Source organism: Burkholderia sp. EMB26 (genome assembly GCF_024730645.1).
Lineage (GTDB): Bacteria > Pseudomonadota > Gammaproteobacteria > Burkholderiales > Burkholderiaceae > Burkholderia > Burkholderia cenocepacia.
The window spans coordinates 704248-724998 of sequence record NZ_CP078072.1; the positions used below are offsets into that span (position 1 = coordinate 704248).

Consider the following 20751-nt stretch of genomic DNA (forward strand, 5'->3'; position numbering starts at 1 on the left):
ATTTGCTCGTGGTTGTGAGGACGTACGCCCGAAGCAGGAAATCGCGCGACGGCTTGGCGATGACACATGCGAACACAACGGGTCACTCGCATGGCATCGAAGCGTGAATGACGATATCGCGTTTGCAACGATACTCGCAATCACTCGAACGTGCGCTGAAACTGTGCTGCTTGCGCCGCCAAAGATGTGTGCACGGAAAATAGTTTCCGTGCCGGCGGGACGCTCAGCTGTACTGCTTTCCGCGTGGCGGCGCTGTGTCTGCGGCGCACTGTTCACTCCACTTAACATGTTATGCAACGCCTGCCCGCGGCGGTCGTGCGCCCTGCGGCGCCCGCCCGGCGGCATCGAATCCCGTCGTTCGGCGCCCGCGCCGAGCCCGGCCGGCCCGCCGGCCGTCCCGTCTGGAGAAACCCGCATGGAGTCCTGCACCCGCCGCGACGATCCGACCGGCAGCACCGCGTGTCAGGTGACGCGCCATCGCGCCGGCGCCGCGTGCGACACCGTCGATCGCGTCGTCGACGAAACCCCGGTTGCACTCGTGTTCAACGGCATCGCGCACACGGTCATGATGGCGACGCCGATCGACCTCGACGCGTTCGGCCTCGGCTTCGCGCTGAGCGAAGGCATCGTCGAGCGCGCGTCGGACGTCTTCGACATCGAAAGCGAATGCCGGCCCGGCAGCGCCGAAGTCCGGCTCACGGTGTCGCAGCAGGCGTTCATGGCGCTGAAGGCGCACCGCCGCGCGCTGGCCGGCCGCACGGGCTGCGGCGTGTGCGGCATCGAAAGCATCGCGCAGCTCGACCTGCACCCGCCGCGGATCGCGGCCGCCGGCACGGCCGCGGGCATCGGCGCCGATGCGATCGCGCGCGCCGCGCGTGCGCTGCCGGCCCGGCAGACGCTGATGCGCGAAACGGGCGGCATCCACGCGGCCGCGTGGTGCGACCGCGACGGCGCCGTGCTCGACGTGTTCGAGGACGTCGGCCGCCACAACGCGCTCGACAAGCTGATCGGCCAGCTCGCGCGCCGCCGCGCCGACCTGCGCGCGGGCTTCGTGTTCCTGTCGAGCCGCGCGAGCTACGAACTGGTGCGCAAGGCCGCGCGGGTCGGCATCCCGATGCTCGCGACGATCTCGGCGCCGACGTCGCTCGCGATCGACGTCGCCCGCGAAGCCGGCGTGCGGCTGGTCGGTTTCTGCCGCGACGACGGCTTCGTCGAATACGTGTCGCCCGCCGCCGTTCACCTCGACCCACTGCCTGCACCGGTGCACCCGGTCCATTCGTCATGAAACCCCTGTTCGATTTCGATACCGCACAGCAGCAATTCGCCGGTGCGTTCGCGCCGCTCGCGGCCGCCGCGTCCCTGCCGGTCGCCGACGCGGCCGGCCACGTGCTGGCCGCGCCGCTGACCGCGGTGCTCGACCAGCCGCCGGCCGACCAGAGCGCGATGGACGGCTATGCCGTGCGGCACGCCGACCTCGCGCACGGCGAGCCGCTGCGCGTCGCGCAGCGCTGCTATGCGGGCGACACGCCCGCGCCGCTCGCGCCGCGCACCGCCGCACGCCTGTTCACCGGCAGCCTGATTCCGCCCGGCGCCGACACCGTCGTGATGCAGGAGCATGCGCACGAACAGGACGGCGGCGTCACGTTCGACGCGCCGCAACGCATCGGTTCGCACATCCGCCGCCGCGGCGAGGAAGTGCGCGCCGGCGACCTGCTCGTGCCGGCCGGCGTGCGGATGGGCGCGATGCACGTCGGGGTGGCCGCCGCGCAGGGGTTCGCGCGGATCGACGTGCGGGCGGCGTTGCGCGTCGGCATCCTGACGACCGGCGATGAATTGATCGCGTGCGGCCAGCCGCGTGCGCCGCAGCAGATCTACAACAGCAACGCGCCGATGCTCGCCGCGCTGGCCGCGGGAACCGGCGCCGACGTCGCGATGAGCCTGCATGCGGCCGATACGCCGGCCGCCGTCGAGCGGGCGCTGCGCGACCTGCACGCGCGGTGCGACCTCGTGATCTGCGTCGGCGGCGCGTCGGTTGGCGACAAGGACCTGCTGCGCCCCGCGCTGGCCGCGCTCGGTGCGTCGTTCCTCGTCACCGGTGTGCGCATGAAGCCCGGCAAGCCGGTCGCGCTCGCGCGGCTCGATGCGCGGCCCGTGGTACTGCTGCCCGGCAATCCGGGCGCCGCGATGACGGCGTTCGCGCTGTTCGTCGCGCCGCTGATCCGCCGCCTGCAGGGGCGCGACGCTTGCCTGCCGGTCGTGCCGTCGCTGCCGATCGATACCGGCTTCGAGCCGGATGCGCAGCGCGAACGCTTCGTGCGCGTGCGGCGCATCGTCGGCGCCGATGGCGCGCCCATGCTCGACACGTTGCGCCAGCAAGGCGCCGGCACGCTGCAGTCGCTCGTGCAGGCAACCGGGCTCGCGCGGCTGCCGGCCGGGCGCACGCTCGCGCGCGGCGACGCGGTTCCGTACTACGAATTCACTCCCTGGCTCGCATGAACACGACGCCGACTACCCGCCCGGCGCGACGCATTCGCGCCATTCGCCGCGCCTGTCGCGCGTCCGGCGCGGCGAACTGTATTCCTGCAATTCGGGCGCGATTGTGTCTCTGCCGGAAAAATCCGGCGGACTATGCTCACGATGAGGCTCGTCACGACCTGTGCGCCGACACGTCGGCACCCGCACGGCCGAACGGCGACGCCCCTCCGCTTACTTCATGCAGGCCGACGACCCGATCGTGAATGCCATCGTTTCCGCCGCGCCGGCCGTCGCCGCTTCATCCGGCGGCGCATCGCCCGGCGCCTTCCCCCGCCCGTCCGACACGCTCGGCCGCCCGCTGCGCGACCTGCGCCTGTCCGTGATCGACCAGTGCAATTTCCGCTGCGGCTACTGCATGCCGCGCGAAAGCTTCGGCGCCGACTACGCGTTCATGCCGTCGTCCGAGCGCTTGTCGTTCGCGCAACTGGAAAAGATCGCGCGCGCCTTCACGTCGCTCGGCGTCGAGAAAATCCGCATCACGGGCGGCGAACCGCTGCTGCGCCGCCACCTCGAAGCGCTGATCGAACGGCTGGCCGCGCTGACCACCATCGACGGCAAGCCGGTCGAAATCGCGCTGACGACCAACGGCTCGCTGCTCGCCGCGAAGGCACGCACATTGCGCGATGCGGGGCTGTCGCGCGTGACCGTGAGCCTCGATGCGCTCGACGAAGCGGTGTTCCGCCGGATGAGCGACGCGGACGTGCCCGTGGCGCGCGTGCTGGCCGGCATCGAGGCCGCGCATGCGGCCGGGCTCGCGCCGGTCAAGGTCAACGCGGTGATCGAGCGCGGCGTGAACGACGACCAGATCCTGCCGCTCGTGCGGCACTTCCGGCATACGGGCGTAGCCGTGCGTTTCATCGAATACATGGACGTCGGCGGCGCCAGCTACTGGTCCGGCGACAAGGTGGTGCCGGCCGCGCGGATGCGCGAGCTGATCGACGCCCACTATCCGCTCGTGCTCGTCGGCGAGCCGGGGCACGACGCCACCGCGATCCGTTGCGCGCACATCGACGGCGCAGGCGAAGTCGGCTTCATCGCCAGCGTGTCGCATCCGTTCTGCGGCACCTGCTCGCGCGCCCGCGTGTCGGCCGACGGCCAGCTTTATACGTGCCTGTTCGCGACGCAAGGCACCGACCTGCGGCCGTGGCTCGACGACGCGGCGTCGAGCGCCGACCTCGCCGCCGCCGTGCGCGCACGCTGGACGCAGCGCGACGACCGCTATTCCGAGCGCCGGGCCGCACGGCCGGCCCGCGCGCCGGGCAAGACCTATCCGACCGTGCGCATGTCGCTCGTCGGCGGCTGACGGGCCGCCGCGCGACACCGGATGCGCCGCCCACTGGAGAACCTGTCATGACGACCTTCACCGAATCCCGCGCCGGGCTGCCGGACGATCCGCTGCGTGCCGCCAGCCCGCCGCCGCCCGTCGACGCGACCGACCCGCACCCCGAATCGGCGCCCGCGATTGCCGCGGGCTTCGAAGTACGCGTGCAGCATGCGCCGATCGACGCGGGCGCGGAGCTGGCGCCGATCGTTCGCAATCCGAATGTCGGCGCGGTCGTGAATTTTCTCGGGGTCGTGCGCAAGGAAGGCGACGTCGACGACGTCGTCGCGCTGGAAGTCGAGCACTACCCGACGATGACCGAACAGGCACTGTGGAGCATCGTCGAGGAGGCCACCGCGCGCTGGCGGCTCGAAGCGGTCAGGATCGTGCACCGCGTCGGCCGCATTCCGCTCGGCCAGCCGGTCGTGCTGGTCGTGGTGGCCGCCGCGCATCGCGCGTCCGCGTTCGATGCATGCGAATTCCTGATGGATTTCCTGAAGACCCATGCGCCGTTCTGGAAGAAGGAAATCCGGCACGACGGCGAATCCGGCTGGGTCGAGGCGAAAGCGCACGACGACCTGGCGATGCGGCGCTGGGGCTGACCGCACCCGCTTCGCGTTTTCCGATTCCGCCGCTCCTGCCCGAGACAACCCGATGAAACTGACGATCAAATACTTCGCGAGCATTCGCGAACAACTGGCGCTCGACGAGGAAACCGTCGAGATCGATGCGCGCGAACTCACCGTCGACGCGCTGCGCGGCACGCTGGCCGCACGCGACGCGCGCAGTGCGGACGCGCTGCGGATGGACCGCCCGGTGCGGGCGGCCGTGAACCTCGAAATGGTGACCGGGGAATTCGTCGTGCGCGAGGACAGCGAAGTTGCGTTCTTTCCACCGGTGACGGGCGGATGACGTTACACCGCGCCCCGCCCGTTCCGATGTCGATCCGTCATGCCGTGCCCTGACCGGCCAGCGCCTGCAAGGCTGCAAGCGCCGCCGGGTTCTCGAGGGCGCTCACGTCGCCCGGCGGCAAGCCCCGCAACACGTTTCGCACCACGCGGCGCATGACCTTGCCGTTGCGCGTGCGCGGCAGATCGGGCACGAGATGTACGATGCCCGGACGGAACGGCTTGCCCAGCGCCGCCTCGATCCGGTCGGCCAGCGAGGTCGCCAGCGCGCCCGGCGGTTCGCCTTGGGTACTGACGCAAACCACCAGCCGCTCCCCTTTCACCGGATCGGGCAGCGAAACGGCCGCCACGTCGCGCACGAGCGGCGACCCGAGCACGACCGACTCGACCTCGGCCGGCCCCAGCCGCTTGCCGGCAATCTTCAGCGTGTCGTCCGCACGGCCGAGGATGAAGAATTGTCCGTCATCGTCTTCGAGCAGCAGGTCGCCATGCGTCCACAGGCCCGGCCGCTGGCGCCAGTACGTTTCCTCGTAGCGGTCGGCCGCGTTCCAGAACCCCGACGTCATCCCGACGAACGGCGCGGCGATCACCAGTTCACCGGGAACGCCGCGCACGCGCCGCCCTTGCTCGTCGGCCGCGAACGCGTCGACGCCCGGCGATACGGCGTTGAAAGCGCACGCACGGATCGGGCGCACGGGAACATTGCCCAACAGCGCGCCCGACGCCTCCGTGCCGCCGCTGTAGTTGATCACCGGCAACCGCGACCGGCCGAACGCATGGAAGAACCACGCGAAGTGATCCGGGTCGATCACCTCGCCGGCCACCATCAGCACGCGCAGGCTGTCCAGCACCGCGCCGTCGACCGCCCGCGGCGACGCCGCCAGACTGCGGATCAGCGTGGGCGACGCACCGAAGTGCGTGACCTGGTGGCGGTCGACGACTTCGGCCAGACGCCCGGCGTCCGGATAGTCGGGCGCGCCGTCGTAGCACACCAGGGTCGCGCCGCGGACAAGCGCGCCGATCGTCGTGAGCGGGCCGACGATCCAGCCCATGTCGCTCGGCCACAGCCAGCGGTCGCCGGGGCGCAACTCGAAGTGGTATGCGCAATCGTGCAGGATCTTCAACGGGAAGCCGGCATGCGTATGCACCGTGCCCTTTGGCGACCCTGTCGTTCCCGATGTGAAAACGATCATGAACGGCTGGTCGGGGTCCTGCGCGGGGAACGCATGGGGCGCCGCCGCGTGCAGCGAAGATCGGGCGTCTGGCGTGACGGGGCCCGCCGGCTCGTCGCCCTGGATAACGATGCGCAAACCCGGCATCCGTTCCTGCAATGCGTCGAATACCGGTTTCAGGTCGACGGTGCGTCCGCGGCGCAGGTAGCCGCCGCTCGCCAGCAACACACGCGCGTCGGCCAGCGTCAGTCGCGCGGCGACGGCGTCCGCCCCGAAGCCGGTGAACAGCGGCACGGCGATCGCGCCGAGCGCCGATACGGCAATCAGGCTGGCCGCGGCCTGCGCCCCCATCGTCATCATGATGCCGACCCGATCGCCCGCGCCGACGCCGAGCGCGCCCAGCCGCGACGCCCGTTGCCGTACATCCCGAGCCAGCGCGGCATAACTGGTCGTGCTGACGCGCCCGTCCTCCGTCTCCGTGACGACCGCCGCCTGCAGCGCACGCGGGCCGTCCGCGTGCGCAAGCACATGATCGACCCAGTTCAGCCGACCGCCGGGGAACCATCGCGGAAACGCGGGCCCGCTCGCAAGATCGACATGCCGCCGCGGCAGCATCCGCCACTGGAACTGCAGGTGCGCCATCACCGCGGCCCAGTAGCGTTGCGGCTCATGCAGCGACATCCCGATCAGATCTTCGAACGACGAGGCGCCCACGCGCGCGCAGAGTTCACCCAGCAGCGTGCTGGTCCGCCAGTCGGCCGGTGGTTGCCAAAGTACGTCAGTGGTGCTCATCAAAGTGCTCCGTCCGAATCGTCTGTCGCACGATGCCGCCCTGCCGGATCGCGTCGAGCAGGCAGGGCGACCGTTCAGGGTTGAGGATCATGGCGTGCCTTTGCGCGCCGGAAAGCGGGCTTGCGCCGTTCGCGGAAGGCGCGTGTGCCCTCTTTCGACTCGTCGGTGGCGTAGTACAGCGACAACGCCTCGAATCCCAGCGCACCGATCGCGCGGATATGCTCGGAGTCCGCATTGAACGACCGCTTGGCGATCGCGAGCGCCGTGGGGCTCAGTGCAAGGATTTCGTCGCACCATCGCGCGACTTCCCCGTCGAGCCGATCGGCAGGCACGACCGCATTGAGCCACCCCATCGCAAGCGCGTCGCGCGCCGTGTAGCGCCGGCACAGGAACCACACTTCCCGCGCGCGTTTTTCGCCGAGGACGCGGGCGAGCAACGCCGTGCCGAAGCCGGGATCCACCGACCCCACCCTGGGCCCCACCTGCCCGAGCTGCGCCGCTTCGCTCGCGATCGCCAGGTCGCACACCGTCACGAGCACGTTGCCGCCGCCGATCGCATAGCCGTTGACGCGCGCGATCACCGGCTTCGGCACGTCGCGGATCAGGCTCTGCAACGCGTCCACGGGCAAGCCGATCGTGCCGCGCCCGCCGTAGCCGCCATCGCCGTGGCTCGTCTGGTCGCCGCCGGTGCAAAAGGCCTGGTCGCCGGCGCCGGTCAGCACGATCACGCCGATCTCCGGATTCCAGCCCGCCTGCTGAAACGCGTGCAGCAGTTCGTCGACCGTCCTCGCGCGGAACGCGTTGTACACCGACGGACGGTTGATCGTGATCGTCGCCACGCCGCCTGCTTCGCGATACAGGATGTCCTCGTAGTTCATCGCGCGGCCTCCAACACCGTCAGCGCCGCGTCGAGCGCGTCGAGCCCCTCGTCCAGCTCCGTGCGCGAGATGACGAGCGGCGGCGTCACGATCACCACGTTGTAGCGCCCGTACGCGTGAACGCCGCGCTTCAGCAGTTCGCCATAGAACGCGCGCATCGGCGCCGATCCCGCCGGGTGGTGCCACTCGACGAGCGGCTCGCGCGTTTCCCGGTCGCGCACCAGCTCGATGCCGAACTGGGCGCCCATGCCCCGCACGTCGCCGATCGACGGATGACGCTCCGCCAGCTCGCCGAGACCGTCGCGCAGCCAGCCTTCGATCTCGCGCGCCCGCTCGAACAAGCCCTCTTCCAGATAGACCTTCAGTGCCGCGAGCCCGCCGGCGACCGCCAGTACATGGCCCGCATGCGTGTGGCCCACGTCGAAGAGTTCCGTATCGAAGTGGCGGGCCACGCCTTCGCGCACCAGGACGCCGCCAAGGGGCGTATACGAAGAGCTGGCCCCCTTGGCGAACGAAATCAGGTCCGGCAACACGCCGACCCGCTCGGCGCAGAACAATGCCCCCGTGCGCCCGAAGCCCGTCATGATCTCGTCGAAGACCAGCAGGATGCCGTGCCGGTCGCACAGGTCGCGAACGCCTGCGAGATACCCCGGCGGGTAGACGACGACCCCGCTCGATCCCGTCATCGGCTCCATCAGGATCGCGGCCACGTTCTGTGCGCCTTCGTGCGAAAGGACGCGCGCCAGGTGATCGAGGGCGCGCCGGGTTTCCTCGGCCGGCTCCGACGTATGGAACGGGCTGCGATACGGATACGGCGCAAAGAACTTCACCATGCCCGACAGCGCCGGGAACGGATCGCGCCAGCGGTCCACGCCCGTCATCGCGCTCGCGCCGAGTGTGCTGCCGTGATACGACCGGTAGGCGGTCAGCACCTTGGGCCGGCGTGTCACCAACCGCGCGATCTTCACCGCATCGTCGTTCGCCTCGGCACCGCCGCAGGTGAAGTGCACGCGCAGCCCTTCCGGCCACGGCGAAACGCTGTTCAGACGTTCCGCGTATTCGGCGCGCACGTCGTTGAAGTAGCTGGACGCGACCCAGCACATGCGCGCGGCCTGCGCCTGGATCGCCTCGACCACCTTCGGATGGCCATGTCCCAACGACACCGCGACATAGCCGCTGGTGAGGTCCAGGTAGCGCTTGCCGTTCGCATCGTAGAAGTAGCATCCGTGCGCATGCGTGATGACCGGCGGATTGAGCCCGCCCTGGACCGCCCAGGGCACGAGCACCTTTCGAAACGACGACGCGAGCGCGGGATTCGACTCGCCGTGAATGCTGAGATCCATGTTGACTCCGGAAATGGCATGGCTCACTATTTCTGAGCCTCGTGACAGGAGGCTTGTAGATTAGGCATGCCTTTCCCGCGCAACAAATCAAACGTTTCCGCACTGAGCCTCAATTCAATTCAGTCATGTCGCGACAACTTCCACCGCTGCTCTCCGTCCGCGCATTCGAGGCGGCCGCGCGCCATGGCGGCTTCGCCCGGGCAGGTGACGAGCTGTGCGTCACGTCCGGTGCGGTGGGTCATCAGGTGCGGCTGCTGGAGGAATGGCTGGGCACGCCGTTGTTCATGCGTGGCGCCCGGTCGGTCCAGTTGACGGAGATCGGGCGGCGCTACTTCCTGGAAATCGAGCGCTTGATGGACGAGCTCGAGCGCGCGTCGCTCGACATCCGGCAGGCCGCGGATTCGCCGGAAGTAACGGTCACCGCGATGCCGTCGTTCGTCACGCGTTGGCTGATGCCGCGCCTGGGCGAGTTCCGGCGGCTGCATCCCGACATCGAGGTGCGCCTGCTGGCTTCGGTGCCCGCCGTCGACTTCAGCCGCGAGCGCGTGGACGTGGCGATCCGCCTGGGTGGGGGCCCCTATCCGGGGCTCGTCGCGGAAAAGCTGATGTCGGAAACGTTCCTCGCGGTCGGCCAACCGTCGCTATGCAAGCCGCTGCGCACCGTGGACGACGTGTTGCGTGCAACCCTGCTGCACGACGAATACGAGGCGCGCATTCCGGAGCAGGTGGACTGGGTGCGCTGGTGCCGGATGCAGGACGGGCACGCGAGCGCGGCGCGTTTGCGACAGGGGCCGAGCTTCTCGCATACCTATCTGACGCTCGATGCCGCGATCGCGGGTCAGGGCGTGGCCGTGGCGTCGGACGTCCTCGCCGCCGATGCGGTCAGGCAAGGGCTGCTGGCCATTGCGCCGGGCAAGCCGGTGCAAGGCCCCTACAGCTACCATCTGTTGACGACGCGCGCGGCCGCCGCGCGGCCGCAAATCGATGCGTTCTGCAGTTGGCTGCGATCGGCCGCACGGTCGTTTTCGGCGGCCGGCTGGGCTTGAACGACATGAATCGCACGCGGCAGGTCCCGCCGCCCGCGATCCATGTCACCCGCCCGTTCACCGCATGCACGCCGCGGCCAGCTTCCCGACCGTGATCACCGCCTGCTCGATCTCCGGCGACCACGGGCTGCTGTAGTTCAGGCGGATGAAGTTCCGGTAGTTGTCGGTGATCGAGAACATGTAGCCCGGCCCGATCGTGATCCCCTGCTCCAGCGCGAGCTGGTACAGCCGCATCGCATCGACCTGCGCGGGCAACTCGACCCACAGCACGTAGCCGCCCGCCGGGCTCGAAATGCGCGTGCCTTCCGGAAAGAACCGCGACACCATCGCGCGCATCAGGTTCGCCTGCTGCGCATACGCCTTGCGCAAGCGCCGCAGGTGATGCTCGTAGCCGTCGCGTTCGAGAAACTCCGCAATCGCCAGTTGCGGCAACGACGGCGTCGCGAGCGTATTCAGGAACTTCAGCTTCTCGACCTGATCGCGATAGCGGCCCGGTAGCGCCCAGCCGATCCGGTATGCAGCCGTCAGGCTCTTCGAGAACGACGAACAATGCAGCACGATCCCGGTCCGGTCGTAGGACTTCAGCGAACTCGGATGCGTATCGCCGAAATACAGTTCGTTATACACACCGTTCTCGATGATCGGCATCCCGGACTTGGTTGCGAACTCAACCAGTTCGCGCTTGCGCTCGTCCGGCATCTGGAAACCCAGCGGGTTCTGGAAGTTCGGCATCACCATGCACGCGGCGATCGGCTGCGACTTCGCGATCGCGGCCAGCGCAGCGATGTCGATCCCGTATTCCGGATGCGTGGCCACCTCGATCGCCTTCATCCCCATCCGTTCGATCGCGTGCAGCATCGCGTAGAACGTCGGCGATTCCACCGCGATCGTGTCACCCGGCTTCGCGACCGCCTGCAGGCACAGGTTGATCGCCTCCGTCGCGCCGACCGTCACGATGATCTCGTTCGGGTCCACCGACATCCCGTTTTCCAGGTAGCGCCGCGCGATCTGCCGGATCAGCCGCGGATGGCCCGGCGGCAGCCCGTCGGTCACGCCCCACAGCGACTTGTCGCGGCCGGCCGCGTACGCGTAGCGGTTCAGCTTCTCGAACGGAAACAGGCTCGGGTCCGGATACGGCGAGCCGAGCGGCACCGCGTCGTCCGTGCCGATCGAGCGCAGCGTCGACAGCACGAGCCGGCTCACGTCCACCGACGACGAGATCGCGATCGGCTTCGACGGCCGCAGCTCGCGCACCGGCGCGTGGCTGTCGTCGCGCCGCAGGTTTACGAAATAGCCCGACTGCGGCCGGCTTTCGAGCAGCCCGCGGCTTTCCAGCAGCAGATACGCATGCAGCACCGTCGTGATGCTGATCCGGTGCTGCTGGCTCGCCTGCCGCACCGACGGAATCCGGTCGCCGTGCCGGTACACGCCCTGGCGGATCAGGCGCTCGATATCGTCCGCGAGCTTTTCATAGAGTTTCATCGTGCGTCTCCCGCCGGCGCACGCCGCCCCGCCGCCCCGCCGTGTGCGTCCAATCCGCACGCGTTGCACGTGTTTCGCCCGCCGACCGGGCCGTCGTGATTCCTGATCTTTCCCTCCGGTTTTGCCTTTTCCATCGCACTGGCTCTCTCTTGAAGATGCGCCGCCAGGGGTCCGGACCAACTGGATCTGCGGCACTGTGCACTTGATGATCGGATCTTAAGAGAAGAACAGTTGGTGACGAGTACACACATCGAGCACGCGAACAAGAGTACAGTTCGGCGCGAATCGCGCATCGCGGTAAAACTGTACGTCTTATGAAATGGCCGGACGGTCGGTCGGCTGGCACGGCGCGGGCGAATCGGCCCGGCAGGCCCGCCGCACGGGCCTCCGCGCGCGCGGATCAATGGGGGTGCAATACTGTGCGCCCGCACGGTTTTTCACGATGAGAGCCAGACCATGCAGCACACGATCGAACCCGTAGCCGGCCTCGGCGGCGCGAGACGCGTCGCGCGACCGGCACAAAAGAAATCGCGCCAGAACGGTGCGGCCGACCGGGCACGTACGCATGGCTGATCGCGCCCTCGTAGCGCTACTCGTCGGGCGGCTGACCGACCCGGCCGCCCACGCGGGCGCCATCGACGAGCCGATCGATCTGTCGGCGCTCGACGCGCCTGCGCTAGGCACCGTGTGGCCGGCGCTGCGGCGCGTCGAGCACGAGATCCTCGTGCGCGACCAGGCGTTCGGCGACCCGCGCGCCGAATTCGCGCGCACGGTGCACCGGCAGATCGATGCGCTCGGCCTCGTGCCGCTCATCGACGCCGATGCGGCGCTCGAACTGTTCCGCGCCATTCCGGCCGGCGGGTGGAAACGCGCGCTCGAGGATCTGCCGTACCTCGACGCGCTGCCGTCGCCCGCGCTGCAAGCCGAACTCGCGCGGATCGCCGACGAACCGGAAGAAGGCGGATTGCGCGCGGCGTCGGCCTATGCCGCGTATGCGCTCGACTGGTTCGCGGGCCGCCGCGACTTCTCGGCGCGGCGCGCAGCCTGTGCGCAGGCGCTGGCCGGTTCGCCGTTTCGCGTGCGCGAACTCGACGTGTTGCCCGAACTCGGAGCGGCCGCGCTACTCGCACTGGCTGCGACGAACGACGGCTATTTCGCGCCGAAGCGGCTGTGGCTCGACCTCAGCGATCCGGCCGTGACGCTCGCGGAAGAAGCCGCGTACGTCGCGTTCGCGCGCGACGCGCTGACCGAAGCGGCGCGACAGGTCGCCGCGCTGCATGCCGGCGCCGTGCCGTACGAAGCCGATCGCGCGTTCACGACCGACGACGCGCAAGTGCTGTCCCGCGCCGCGCGCGTGGCCGCCTATCGCGACGAAGCATGGCTGCGCCCGCTGATCGGGCCGCTGCTGACGGGGGTATGCGTCGCGCCGACGGCCGCGAAAACCGCGCCGTCGCAATCGCTCGCCATCGCGCTCGGCCATGCGATCGAGACGATCCCGACGCCCGAGGGCGTGCGCGCGCTGCGCGACGCGCTGGCCGTCGTCCGTCACGCGGGCGTGCAGAAGAAGCTCGCGCGCAACCTGAAGCCGGCCGAACGCGCACTCGGCGAGCGGCCGCGTACCGCGCTGCGGATGACGCTCGACGCGCAGCCCGACAAAAAGTCCCTCGCGATGCTCGCCACGTGCATGGAGACCGGCTTCTGGCAGCCGCTGACGCTCGGCCACGCCGAATGGCGCGAGCGGCTCGTCGATGCGCCGGCCGGCGCCGCGTTCTCGGCGCGGATGATCTGGCAGGCACGCCGCGGCGACGGCTCGACGCAATCGTTCACGCCCGATATCGCCAAGGGCAAGGTCGTGCTGCGCGACGCGGCCGGCCGCGCATGCGAGATCGCCGACGACTGCGAGATCCGGCTATGGCACCCGCTGCTGGCCGACGCGGACGAGCGGCTCGCGTGGCAGCGCGCGATCGTCGGCCGGTCGCTGCGGCAACCGGTCAGGCAGGCGTTCCGCGAGTACTACGTGCCGAGCGACGACGACGCGTCGGCCAGCGATACCGCGATGTTCGAAGGCCACGTGCTGTCGAGCCGGCCGCTGCTCGGCGTCGCACGCCGCGAAGGCTGGTCGATCCGTGCCTATGACGACGCGCTCGTCCGCGAATTCGGCGACGTGCGCGCGACCTTCCGCGTCGATGCGCGCCTCTATCCGGGTTCGGAAAGCCACGGTACGTCGCGCCGGCTGCACTTCGAACGCCGGCACGGCGCCCGCTGGCTGCCGCTGCCGATCGGCGAGATCGATCGGGTGGTGTTCTCGGAAGCGGCGCGCGCGGTCGACCTGCTCGTCAGCGTGTCCGCGTTCGCGCTCGACGACGATGCGACACGTGCGGCGACCGCTTCGCTCGCGGCGGACCCGGTCCGCCTGCGTGAGCTCGAAGCCGAACACTGGCAGCGCCTGGACCGGTTGTCCGATCTGCCGCTGGGCGTGATGGCGCAGCATCGCAAACACGTGCTGTCGCTCGTGTTCGCCGAGCCGGTTGCGCAAGGAAAGATCACGATCGACGAACGCCACGTGCGCGTCGGCGCATGGTCGGTGCATTGCGCGACCGGCCGCGTGACGCGCGATGGCGAGCCGGTCGAACCGGCGATCGCGCCACCGCCGTCGCCGCTGCGCGCGGTGCCGTGGCTGCCTTACGACGAAGCGCTGCTGCAGCGGATCGTCGACGTCGTCGCGGGGTTGCTCGATTGACGGCGATGCAGGCGCCTACCGCGCCGTCTGCTGCCGCTGCACCTCCTGCGCTTTCATCTGCAGATACGCGCCGCGCTCCACCTCGTGCAGTTGCTGCGGATACTGCTCGGTCGCGTCGAACCAGCGCGCGAGGCGCTGGTCGAGCGGCTTGTCGAGCGTCGCGAGATAGGTGTCGATCGCGAGGTAGTAACGCATCGTGTTGCGCTCCAGCAGCCCGCGCACGCCGCCGATGTACTGCGGCTGCGCGGCCGACGCGGCGCCGACGGTCGTGAACCCGACCTTGTCGCTGCCGACCGTCGCGAGGTAGGTCTTCATCGCCATCCGGCCGACCGTGCCGAACCCGTATGAATACGTGAGGTGCAGGAACGTGCGCGACGCGCCGACCGGCACGGCTTCGAGCGCGATCCGGTAATCTTTCGTGCCCATCGGGCCGCTGTCGGCGGTCAGGTCGACCTGGAAATAGTCGGGCGTCGCGGCCGCCACGCGATAGCGGAACTGCACGCGATAGGTATCCGGCAACTTTTGCTGGATCTTGCGGCCGAGGTTCACGTCGAGCACCGGGCCGTTGGCGCCGCTCGATGCGTGACAGTACTTGGTGTTCAGGTGCAGGATCAGCACCGCGCACCAGTTCGCGGGGCCTTGCGCGGGATCGTTGAGCTGGCCGTTCACGACCGCGAACGGATAATCGACGACCGCGTAGATGTCGCCCTTCAGCGACGACGACGCTTCCGACGATTCGAGGACCACGGGCCGGTGAAACGCGTTGTCCTTCAGTTGCGCGCCGAGGCTGCGGTAGCGGTCGAGCAGCGCGGCCGCGCCGTTCGCGCCCTCCGCGCCGAACGACAGCGCGCTCCAGCCTGCACACAGGGCTGCGACGAGCGCGCGCCAGGCACGGCGCGTGCCGCGCGAAGCTGCGGATGTCTCCATGTTGATACTCCCGGGCGCACGGTGGCCGCGCGCATGTGTCACAGAATACGCCTGCCAGCCGCGCGGCGTGGCAGGCGGCGCGATCGTCATCGGCTGCGCTTCACCGGCAGCGGCACTTGCGCGGCGGTGATCCGGATCAGCGTCGACAGCCATTCGCGATCGTCCCAGCGATCGCCAGCAATGACGAGATGCGGCTTCGCGCTCGGATACGGCGGGGCTTCGTCGCACACGCCGAGATACGCGCGGCCTTCAGGCGTCGGCTTGACGAACAGCCGGTCGTCGCAGACGAGCGCGACCATCCTGCCGTCGCAATAGATGCCGTATTCGCCGAACATCTTGCGCGCCGAGACCGTACCAGCCGCCGCGATCTGCTCGACGATGAAATCGACTGTGCTCTGGCTCGATGCCATCCGAATCTCCAGGACCGAAAATTCGTCTGACCTGCGTCGACGCCGCGCCGTTCAACTCATTTGTCGATACCGAACGCGCTCGACATCTGCCGCGCCCGCTTCACGTCGTCGCCATGCAGGTAGATCGACGTCGTCGAGATCGACGCATGCCGCAGGTTGTCGCGCACCGTCGTCAGCTCCGCGCCGCGCGCCAGCGCGTGCGTCGCATGCGTATGCCGCATCCAGTGCGGGCTTGCCTGGCGCAGCTTGTGCGCGAGCGCCGGGTGGTCGGCCTCGACGCGCTCGGCCGTCTGCGCGAAGAAACGCTGCATCACCTTCCACAGCCGCACGCTCGTGATCGCGGCCGCGTCGTCTTCCGCGAGGCTCGGAATCAGCGGCGTATCGGGCCGCCAGCGCGCCGGCGTGACCGGCAGACGGCGCGCGACCAGATAGCGATCGAGCGCCGTGCGCGCGAGCGGCGGCAGCGCGACGCGGGCGGCCTTGCTGCCCTTGCCGATCACCTTCAGCCACGCGTCGCCGTGCGCGTCCGTCTCGATGTCGCCGAGCGTCGCGCCGACCAGTTCGCTCGCGCGCAGCCCCGTCGCGTAGCCGAAATCGAGAATGAAGCGCAGCCGTTGCGCGGCGGCCGGCGTCCAGCCCGACTGCGGCGCGCCCTTGAGCGGGCGCGTCTGGAACTCGAGCCCGTCGGCGATCGTGCGGACCAGCAGCCACTCGCCTTCGGTGAACGCGTGCGACGTATCGAGTGCGGTCGCGCCGCGCGTGTCGCGCACCTTCACGCCGGCGAACGGATTCGCGAGCAGGTAGCGCTGTTCGATCAGCCAGCGGAACAGCGCGCCGAGCACCGACAGCGTGTACGCGGCCGAGCGCGCGGACAGCGCGCCCGAGAACGGCCGCCAGTCGGGCGCGCCGCGCGGCCGCACGGGCCCGACCCAGCGTTCGTGCGGCGTCGGCCGCCGGATGAACGCGCGATACGCGAGCGCGTCCTCGGTCGTCAGCGACGACAGCGCGCGGCCGCGTTCGACGATCGCCCACAGGATCAGCCGCTCGGCCTCCTTCCGGTACGCGCGCCGCGTCGCGGCCGATTCGTGCAGCGACAGCCACGCGTGCACGGCCGCGTAATCGTTGTCCGCGTCGAGCGTGCTGGTCGCGCGCGGCGCGCGGAACGTGCCGGCCGAGCCGTCGACTTCGTGCGGCAGCTTCAGATGCTCCCACGGCACGATACTGCCGCGCGGCGTCGCGGCGATCAGCGCACGCGCGCGTTCGGTCAGGTCCGGATGCGCGGCGAAGAACGCCTCGACGCGCCGCGCGCTGGCCATGCCGAGGCCCGCGATCGCCCGCCACCACTGGCGCCGGCGCGGAATCCGCACCGTCAGGTCGGCGAGCGTCGCGATCCCGTGCGCACGCAATGCAACGACCGCGCGCGTCGGCAGCCACAGGTCGACGTCGTCGCTGATCTGCGGGACCGGCGCGCGCGCATGACGCAGCACGCCGATCGCGTCGGTTGCGGCTTTCGCCTCCCGTAAACGCTCACCGTCCGGATGGCCGAGCCGTGCCGCGAGATCGGCGCGGCCCACCTGCCGCGCGACGCGCACGAGGCGGCGGCGAATGGCGCCGATCACGCCGCGCGCCGACCGCCCGTCGCCGAGCCGGTCGGGCAGGTAGCGCTCGACGGCCTGGCGCACGGTCATGCCCGCGTACCACGCACGCAGGGCAGCCAGTTCGTCGGCATCGGGAAAGCCTGCGGGCGCAGGCGCGGAATCGGGGGAAAGCGGTGACGTCAGGCGCGGTTTCATGGGCGCCAGTTTGACAGAAGCGCCGAGCGGGCGGCAACGTCGAAGCGGCCGATATCCAGATCGGGCAGGCCGGCACGAAGGCGCCGGCGACGGCGAGCGACCAGGCGAGATCACGGCGGCGCAACGGCTGTCGCCGGTCGTCGCGAAACCGACGCCTGACGTGCGCCACCACCTCGCCCGCACGCGTCACTCCTCGCCTTTCGGCCCCGGGTTCAGCATCACGACGAAGCCCGCCACGCCGACGATCAACGCGATGGCGCCGCCGCGCAGCGCCGACGTGGCATCGAACAGCAGGCCCGTCACGACGGCCATCATCCCGGCGAGCGACACGAACACGGCGATCGCCGCGACGACGATGCGGTACTGGCGACGTATCATCGCGCGCGCCGCGTCATGCCGCGGCCGCGGCGGCCGGCTCGCCGGCGTCGTCGCCGCGAATCAGCAGCACCGGGCACTTCGAGCCGCGCACGAAACGCTCGGCGACGCTGCCGAGCAGCACGCGCCGGATGCCGCGCCGCCCGTGCGTGCCGACCACTGCGAGATCGATCCCGTGCTCTTTCACGTAGCGTTGCAGGCGTTCCGCGATGTCCTCGCCGATGCTCTCGGTCTCGACGAGTTCGCCTTCGCCCTTCGCACCGGCCAACGCGATGATCTGTTCGGCTTCGCGCAACACCTTGCGCCCGTCGTCGCGGATTTCCTCGACGAGCGCGTGCGGATCGACACGGCCCGCGTACGTGAACAGCACCGACTTGTCGACCACATACACGACGCTGACGTGCGCATCGCCCGCCAGCGCCACCTTCACGGCTTCGGCAAGCGCCTGTTTCGACGAAGCGCTGCCGTCGACGGCCACCATGATTTTCTCGTACATGCGAACCTCGCTGGGGTGAGCTGCCGCGCACCCTGTCGCGCGCGGCCATGTCACCATCATCGGCCGACGGCAGGTTCGGATGTTGACGGCGGTCAAGCCGCGGCGGCGATCACGCATGCGACAAAACGGCACGACGGGAAGCGGGAAGCCTGCGTTCTCGGCCAACCGAAACCGGACCGGCAACGCATGAGCCGACGGGCTTTCGAGCGGCCATCGCGCCGAAGGCGCTATCATCGACGATGCGACTTTCGTCCGGCCCTTTTTTGCCGGCCCCACTTTCAACTCGCTCAACCGACATGACAACGACTATCGAACGCGTGGACGGCGCCGCCCAGCATCTCGTCGCCGCCCGCCATGCCGGCTCGCCCGGCCCGCTGTTGCCCGATGCACTGCGCCCCGACGACATCGACACCGCGCTCGCGATCCAGCAGCGCGTCGCCGACCTGCTCGGCGAACCCGTCGGCGGCTGGAAATGCGCACTGCCGCCGCCCGATCGCGTGATCCTCGCGCCGATCTTCGCGTCGACGATCCGCGAAGCCGATGCGCCGTACCGCGTCGTCGGCGGGCCGATCGTGCGGATCGAACCGGAAATCGCGTTCGTGCTCGATCGCGATCTGCCCGAGCGCGAGCAGCCGTACGACGAAAGCGACGTGCGCGCCGCGATCCGCGAAGTGCGCATCGTGCTCGAAGTGCTCGGCTGCCGCTATGCGGAGCCGACGCGCGCGTCGAAGTTCGAGCTGCTGGCCGACGGGCAATTCAACCAGGGGCTGTGCGTCGGCCCGGTCGTGCCCGACGGGCTGAACGTGCCGCTCGCGACGCTGGCGCTGTCGTTCGACGGTGCGCTGAACCGCACGATCGACGGCCGCCATCCGGACGGCGATCCGCTCAAGCCGCTGGTGTGGCTCGTCAATTTCCTCGCGTCGCGCGGCGACGCGGTGCGCGCCGGCCAGATCGTGACGACGGGTTCGTACGCGGGTGCGATCGAGGTGCCGCTCGGCGACGCGCTGACGGTCCGCTTCGGCGAGCTCGGCAGCCTGTCGGTGACGTTGACGGCGTGACGGGTCACGTCTCTTTCACGCCCAACCCGCCATGTCGCTGACACCGCTTCCCGCCCTGCTCGACGCCACCCTGCGCACCGTCGCGCGCCGTTACCGGCTGCCGCCGCTCGAACGCGCGTCGTCGCTGACCGACGCGACGAACCCGGCCACCGCGCTGGCGATCGTGATCGAGGAAGCGCGCAGGGTGCGGGCGGATGGCCACGCGCCCGGCGCGGACTTGCGGCAGCGCTTCATCGATGCGCTCGCGCGGATGATCCGCGACGCGATGGACCCGTCATCCGGCGATCCGTCGTTTCAGGCGTCGGTGCTGCGTCACGATGCGCCGAACGTACGCGAATACGCGTCGTTGTCCGCGCACGCCGAGCAGGACCGGCGCGCGCTCCACTCCGCCGTCAATGCGATCGCGCATCCGGCCAAGCTCGAACGCAGCGCGCAGGCCTGGCAACGCGACGGCCTCGCGCGCCTGCATGCGGCCGCGACCGCGGCATCGTGGGCCGAACTGCATGCCGCGCTCGCGCAACTGCTCGCGCTGCCCGAGATGGCGACCGACGCGGCGTTCGAGCAGGACATCGTGAAGCTCAAGGACGGCCCCGCGCTCGAACGCATGCTGCGGCTCGACGCGCTGGCCGCGGACGAGGACGTCCGTCGATATCGCGCGCTGTGGGTCCGCCAGGGTCCGCTCGTCGGCAGCACGGTCGCCGTCGCGCAGGGCGCCGCGTCCCAGCAGCGCGGCGCCGCCGTCGAAGCACTGGCGGCGCAGGCGCTCGACGCACTGGCGCGCCGGCTCGACGCGGTGGACGCGCAGCGCACCTACCGCGTGGTCACGTCGATGCGCGTGCCTTCGTCGATCCCGGGCCGGCACGACCGCGCGAAAACCGAATGGGACGCGATTCTGCTCGAACGCGCGCGCGGCAGCGACCCGGCGTCCCCGTGGAACGTGCGCTTTCTCGTCGAAGCGAAGGCCTCCGCGGATGCCGCGACGACCGACCTGCCGCGGCTGCTGCGCGGCCTGACCCTGCTCGCGCAGGCAGCGCCCGACACGGTCTATGCATTCGAGACGCATCAGGGCACGGTGCACGTGCACGGCGCATCGCTGCACGCGTTGACGACCGACGAAACGACGCTGCCACGCGAAGTGCTGTATTGCTGCGACGCGTCCGCGGACGCGACGCCGCGTCTGCTGGGCGCCGCGAGCCGGATGCAGTTGCTGTCCGCGCAGGCGAGCCTCGAATACGCGAGTGCGCTCGCGCAGCAGCCGGATGCCGATCCGGATGGCCTCGGCGTCATCTGGCATGCGCTGCTGACCCTGCCGCAATGGCAGGCCGTGCTGCATCAGTACCCGTCGTTGCGGCAGGTCCGCGAATTGATGGTGGCGATCGACGACTTGCGCGCCGCGATCGAAGACATCGACGAAGGCGGCATCGCCAGCAGCGTGTGCGCGTGATGCGCGAGCAGGGCCGCCGCTCGACGGGCGT

The 20751-nt window shown here is 69.7% G+C and carries 18 protein-coding genes; 9 read left to right on the forward strand and 9 right to left on the reverse strand.

Annotation, left to right across the window (positions count from 1 at the left end):
* The first annotated feature begins 415 nt into the window (after positions 1-415).
* From fdhD to moaD, 5 genes are all read left to right on the forward strand, one after another.
* The gene (fdhD, locus tag KU887_RS33515) at positions 416-1285 is read left to right on the forward strand and encodes a formate dehydrogenase accessory sulfurtransferase FdhD (protein ID WP_034203666.1); all 870 of its coding nucleotides are present in this window, start codon (positions 416-418) and stop codon (positions 1283-1285) included.
* Positions 1282-2496 carry a gephyrin-like molybdotransferase Glp gene (gene glp / locus KU887_RS33520; RefSeq protein ID WP_059723896.1) on the forward strand — a complete coding sequence of 405 codons (1215 nt, stop codon included), beginning with the start codon at positions 1282-1284 and terminating at the stop codon, positions 2494-2496. Before fdhD ends, glp begins: the two co-directional genes overlap by 4 nt.
* A gap of 217 nt (positions 2497-2713) precedes the next feature.
* Complete coding sequence (moaA, locus tag KU887_RS33525) at positions 2714-3838, forward strand: GTP 3',8-cyclase MoaA (protein WP_084752710.1); 1125 nt, start codon at positions 2714-2716, stop codon at positions 3836-3838.
* Between the two features lie 47 nt (positions 3839-3885).
* The gene (locus tag KU887_RS33530; protein ID WP_058903700.1) at positions 3886-4458 is read left to right on the forward strand and encodes a molybdenum cofactor biosynthesis protein MoaE; all 573 of its coding nucleotides are present in this window, start codon (positions 3886-3888) and stop codon (positions 4456-4458) included.
* A gap of 52 nt (positions 4459-4510) precedes the next feature.
* Entirely contained in the window at positions 4511-4768 is a 258-nt protein-coding gene (gene moaD / locus KU887_RS33535) for a molybdopterin converting factor subunit 1 (protein ID WP_006498429.1), read from the forward strand.
* A gap of 37 nt (positions 4769-4805) precedes the next feature.
* Here the strand turns inward: moaD and KU887_RS33540 are convergent, their stop codons facing one another.
* From KU887_RS33540 to KU887_RS33550, 3 genes are all read right to left on the reverse strand, one after another.
* On the reverse strand, positions 4806-6728 hold the full coding sequence (locus KU887_RS33540; RefSeq protein ID WP_059723893.1) for an AMP-binding protein: 1923 nt from the start codon (positions 6726-6728) through the stop codon (positions 4806-4808).
* A gap of 74 nt (positions 6729-6802) precedes the next feature.
* A complete protein-coding gene (locus tag KU887_RS33545; RefSeq protein ID WP_034203671.1) occupies positions 6803-7606 on the reverse strand; it encodes an enoyl-CoA hydratase-related protein in 804 nt (267 codons plus the stop codon).
* Complete coding sequence (locus KU887_RS33550; RefSeq protein WP_058903702.1) at positions 7603-8949, reverse strand: aminotransferase class III-fold pyridoxal phosphate-dependent enzyme; 1347 nt, start codon at positions 8947-8949, stop codon at positions 7603-7605. Before KU887_RS33550 ends, KU887_RS33545 begins: the two co-directional genes overlap by 4 nt.
* 125 nt (positions 8950-9074) lie before the next feature.
* On the opposite strand from KU887_RS33550, the gene gcvA reads away from it, so the two are divergent.
* Positions 9075-9995, forward strand: a complete 921-nt coding sequence (gene gcvA / locus KU887_RS33555) for a transcriptional regulator GcvA (RefSeq protein ID WP_006498433.1) — start codon at positions 9075-9077, stop codon at positions 9993-9995.
* Positions 9996-10052: 57 nt separating this feature from the next.
* Here the strand turns inward: gcvA and KU887_RS33560 are convergent, their stop codons facing one another.
* Complete coding sequence (locus tag KU887_RS33560; RefSeq protein ID WP_006498434.1) at positions 10053-11477, reverse strand: PLP-dependent aminotransferase family protein; 1425 nt, start codon at positions 11475-11477, stop codon at positions 10053-10055.
* 565 nt (positions 11478-12042) lie between these two features.
* Between KU887_RS33560 and KU887_RS33565 the strand changes: the two genes are divergently transcribed.
* Entirely contained in the window at positions 12043-14217 is a 2175-nt protein-coding gene (locus KU887_RS33565; protein ID WP_258258547.1) for a DUF4132 domain-containing protein, read from the forward strand.
* A 15-nt stretch (positions 14218-14232) separates the two neighbouring features.
* On the opposite strand, the gene KU887_RS33570 is transcribed toward KU887_RS33565, so the two are convergent.
* The 5 genes from KU887_RS33570 to KU887_RS33590 all read right to left on the reverse strand — a co-directional run bounded on the left by KU887_RS33570 (position 14233) and on the right by KU887_RS33590 (position 18218).
* Positions 14233-15144 carry a hypothetical protein gene (locus tag KU887_RS33570; RefSeq protein WP_062885696.1) on the reverse strand — a complete coding sequence of 304 codons (912 nt, stop codon included), beginning with the start codon at positions 15142-15144 and terminating at the stop codon, positions 14233-14235.
* Between the two features lie 86 nt (positions 15145-15230).
* Entirely contained in the window at positions 15231-15554 is a 324-nt protein-coding gene (locus KU887_RS33575; protein WP_006498438.1) for a TfoX/Sxy family protein, read from the reverse strand.
* Between the two features lie 56 nt (positions 15555-15610).
* A complete protein-coding gene (locus KU887_RS33580; protein ID WP_006498439.1) occupies positions 15611-17347 on the reverse strand; it encodes a site-specific integrase in 1737 nt (578 codons plus the stop codon).
* A 186-nt stretch (positions 17348-17533) separates the two neighbouring features.
* Complete coding sequence (locus KU887_RS33585; RefSeq protein WP_006498440.1) at positions 17534-17725, reverse strand: DUF2964 family protein; 192 nt, start codon at positions 17723-17725, stop codon at positions 17534-17536.
* Between the two features lie 13 nt (positions 17726-17738).
* Entirely contained in the window at positions 17739-18218 is a 480-nt protein-coding gene (locus KU887_RS33590) for a universal stress protein (protein ID WP_048986217.1), read from the reverse strand.
* Positions 18219-18514: 296 nt separating this feature from the next.
* Here KU887_RS33590 and KU887_RS33595 point away from each other — a divergent pair, with 296 nt between their 5' ends.
* Together KU887_RS33595 and KU887_RS33600 are read left to right on the forward strand one after the other, a co-directional pair.
* Positions 18515-19276 carry a 2-keto-4-pentenoate hydratase gene (locus tag KU887_RS33595; protein ID WP_034203682.1) on the forward strand — a complete coding sequence of 254 codons (762 nt, stop codon included), beginning with the start codon at positions 18515-18517 and terminating at the stop codon, positions 19274-19276.
* Between the two features lie 31 nt (positions 19277-19307).
* Positions 19308-20720 carry a hypothetical protein gene (locus tag KU887_RS33600; RefSeq protein ID WP_048986216.1) on the forward strand — a complete coding sequence of 471 codons (1413 nt, stop codon included), beginning with the start codon at positions 19308-19310 and terminating at the stop codon, positions 20718-20720.
* Positions 20721-20751 lie beyond the last annotated feature (31 nt).

Bases quoted from the DNA above. Each gene is read 5' to 3' on its own strand.
- fdhD (WP_034203666.1), top strand. From the start codon at position 416: ATGGAGTCCTGCACCCGCCGCGACGATCCGACCGGCAGCACCGCGTGT.
- glp (WP_059723896.1), top strand. From the start codon at position 1,282: ATGAAACCCCTGTTCGATTTCGATACCGCACAGCAGCAATTCGCCGGT.
- moaA (WP_084752710.1), top strand. From the start codon at position 2,714: ATGCAGGCCGACGACCCGATCGTGAATGCCATCGTTTCCGCCGCGCCG.
- KU887_RS33530 (WP_058903700.1), top strand. From the start codon at position 3,886: ATGACGACCTTCACCGAATCCCGCGCCGGGCTGCCGGACGATCCGCTG.
- moaD (WP_006498429.1), top strand. From the start codon at position 4,511: ATGAAACTGACGATCAAATACTTCGCGAGCATTCGCGAACAACTGGCG.
- KU887_RS33540 (WP_059723893.1), bottom strand. From the start codon at position 6,728: ATGAGCACCACTGACGTACTTTGGCAACCACCGGCCGACTGGCGGACC.
- KU887_RS33545 (WP_034203671.1), bottom strand. From the start codon at position 7,606: ATGAACTACGAGGACATCCTGTATCGCGAAGCAGGCGGCGTGGCGACG.
- KU887_RS33550 (WP_058903702.1), bottom strand. From the start codon at position 8,949: ATGGATCTCAGCATTCACGGCGAGTCGAATCCCGCGCTCGCGTCGTCG.
- gcvA (WP_006498433.1), top strand. From the start codon at position 9,075: ATGTCGCGACAACTTCCACCGCTGCTCTCCGTCCGCGCATTCGAGGCG.
- KU887_RS33560 (WP_006498434.1), bottom strand. From the start codon at position 11,477: ATGAAACTCTATGAAAAGCTCGCGGACGATATCGAGCGCCTGATCCGC.
- KU887_RS33565 (WP_258258547.1), top strand. From the start codon at position 12,043: ATGGCTGATCGCGCCCTCGTAGCGCTACTCGTCGGGCGGCTGACCGAC.
- KU887_RS33570 (WP_062885696.1), bottom strand. From the start codon at position 15,144: ATGGAGACATCCGCAGCTTCGCGCGGCACGCGCCGTGCCTGGCGCGCG.
- KU887_RS33575 (WP_006498438.1), bottom strand. From the start codon at position 15,554: ATGGCATCGAGCCAGAGCACAGTCGATTTCATCGTCGAGCAGATCGCG.
- KU887_RS33580 (WP_006498439.1), bottom strand. From the start codon at position 17,347: ATGAAACCGCGCCTGACGTCACCGCTTTCCCCCGATTCCGCGCCTGCG.
- KU887_RS33585 (WP_006498440.1), bottom strand. From the start codon at position 17,725: ATGATACGTCGCCAGTACCGCATCGTCGTCGCGGCGATCGCCGTGTTC.
- KU887_RS33590 (WP_048986217.1), bottom strand. From the start codon at position 18,218: ATGTACGAGAAAATCATGGTGGCCGTCGACGGCAGCGCTTCGTCGAAA.
- KU887_RS33595 (WP_034203682.1), top strand. From the start codon at position 18,515: ATGACAACGACTATCGAACGCGTGGACGGCGCCGCCCAGCATCTCGTC.
- KU887_RS33600 (WP_048986216.1), top strand. From the start codon at position 19,308: ATGTCGCTGACACCGCTTCCCGCCCTGCTCGACGCCACCCTGCGCACC.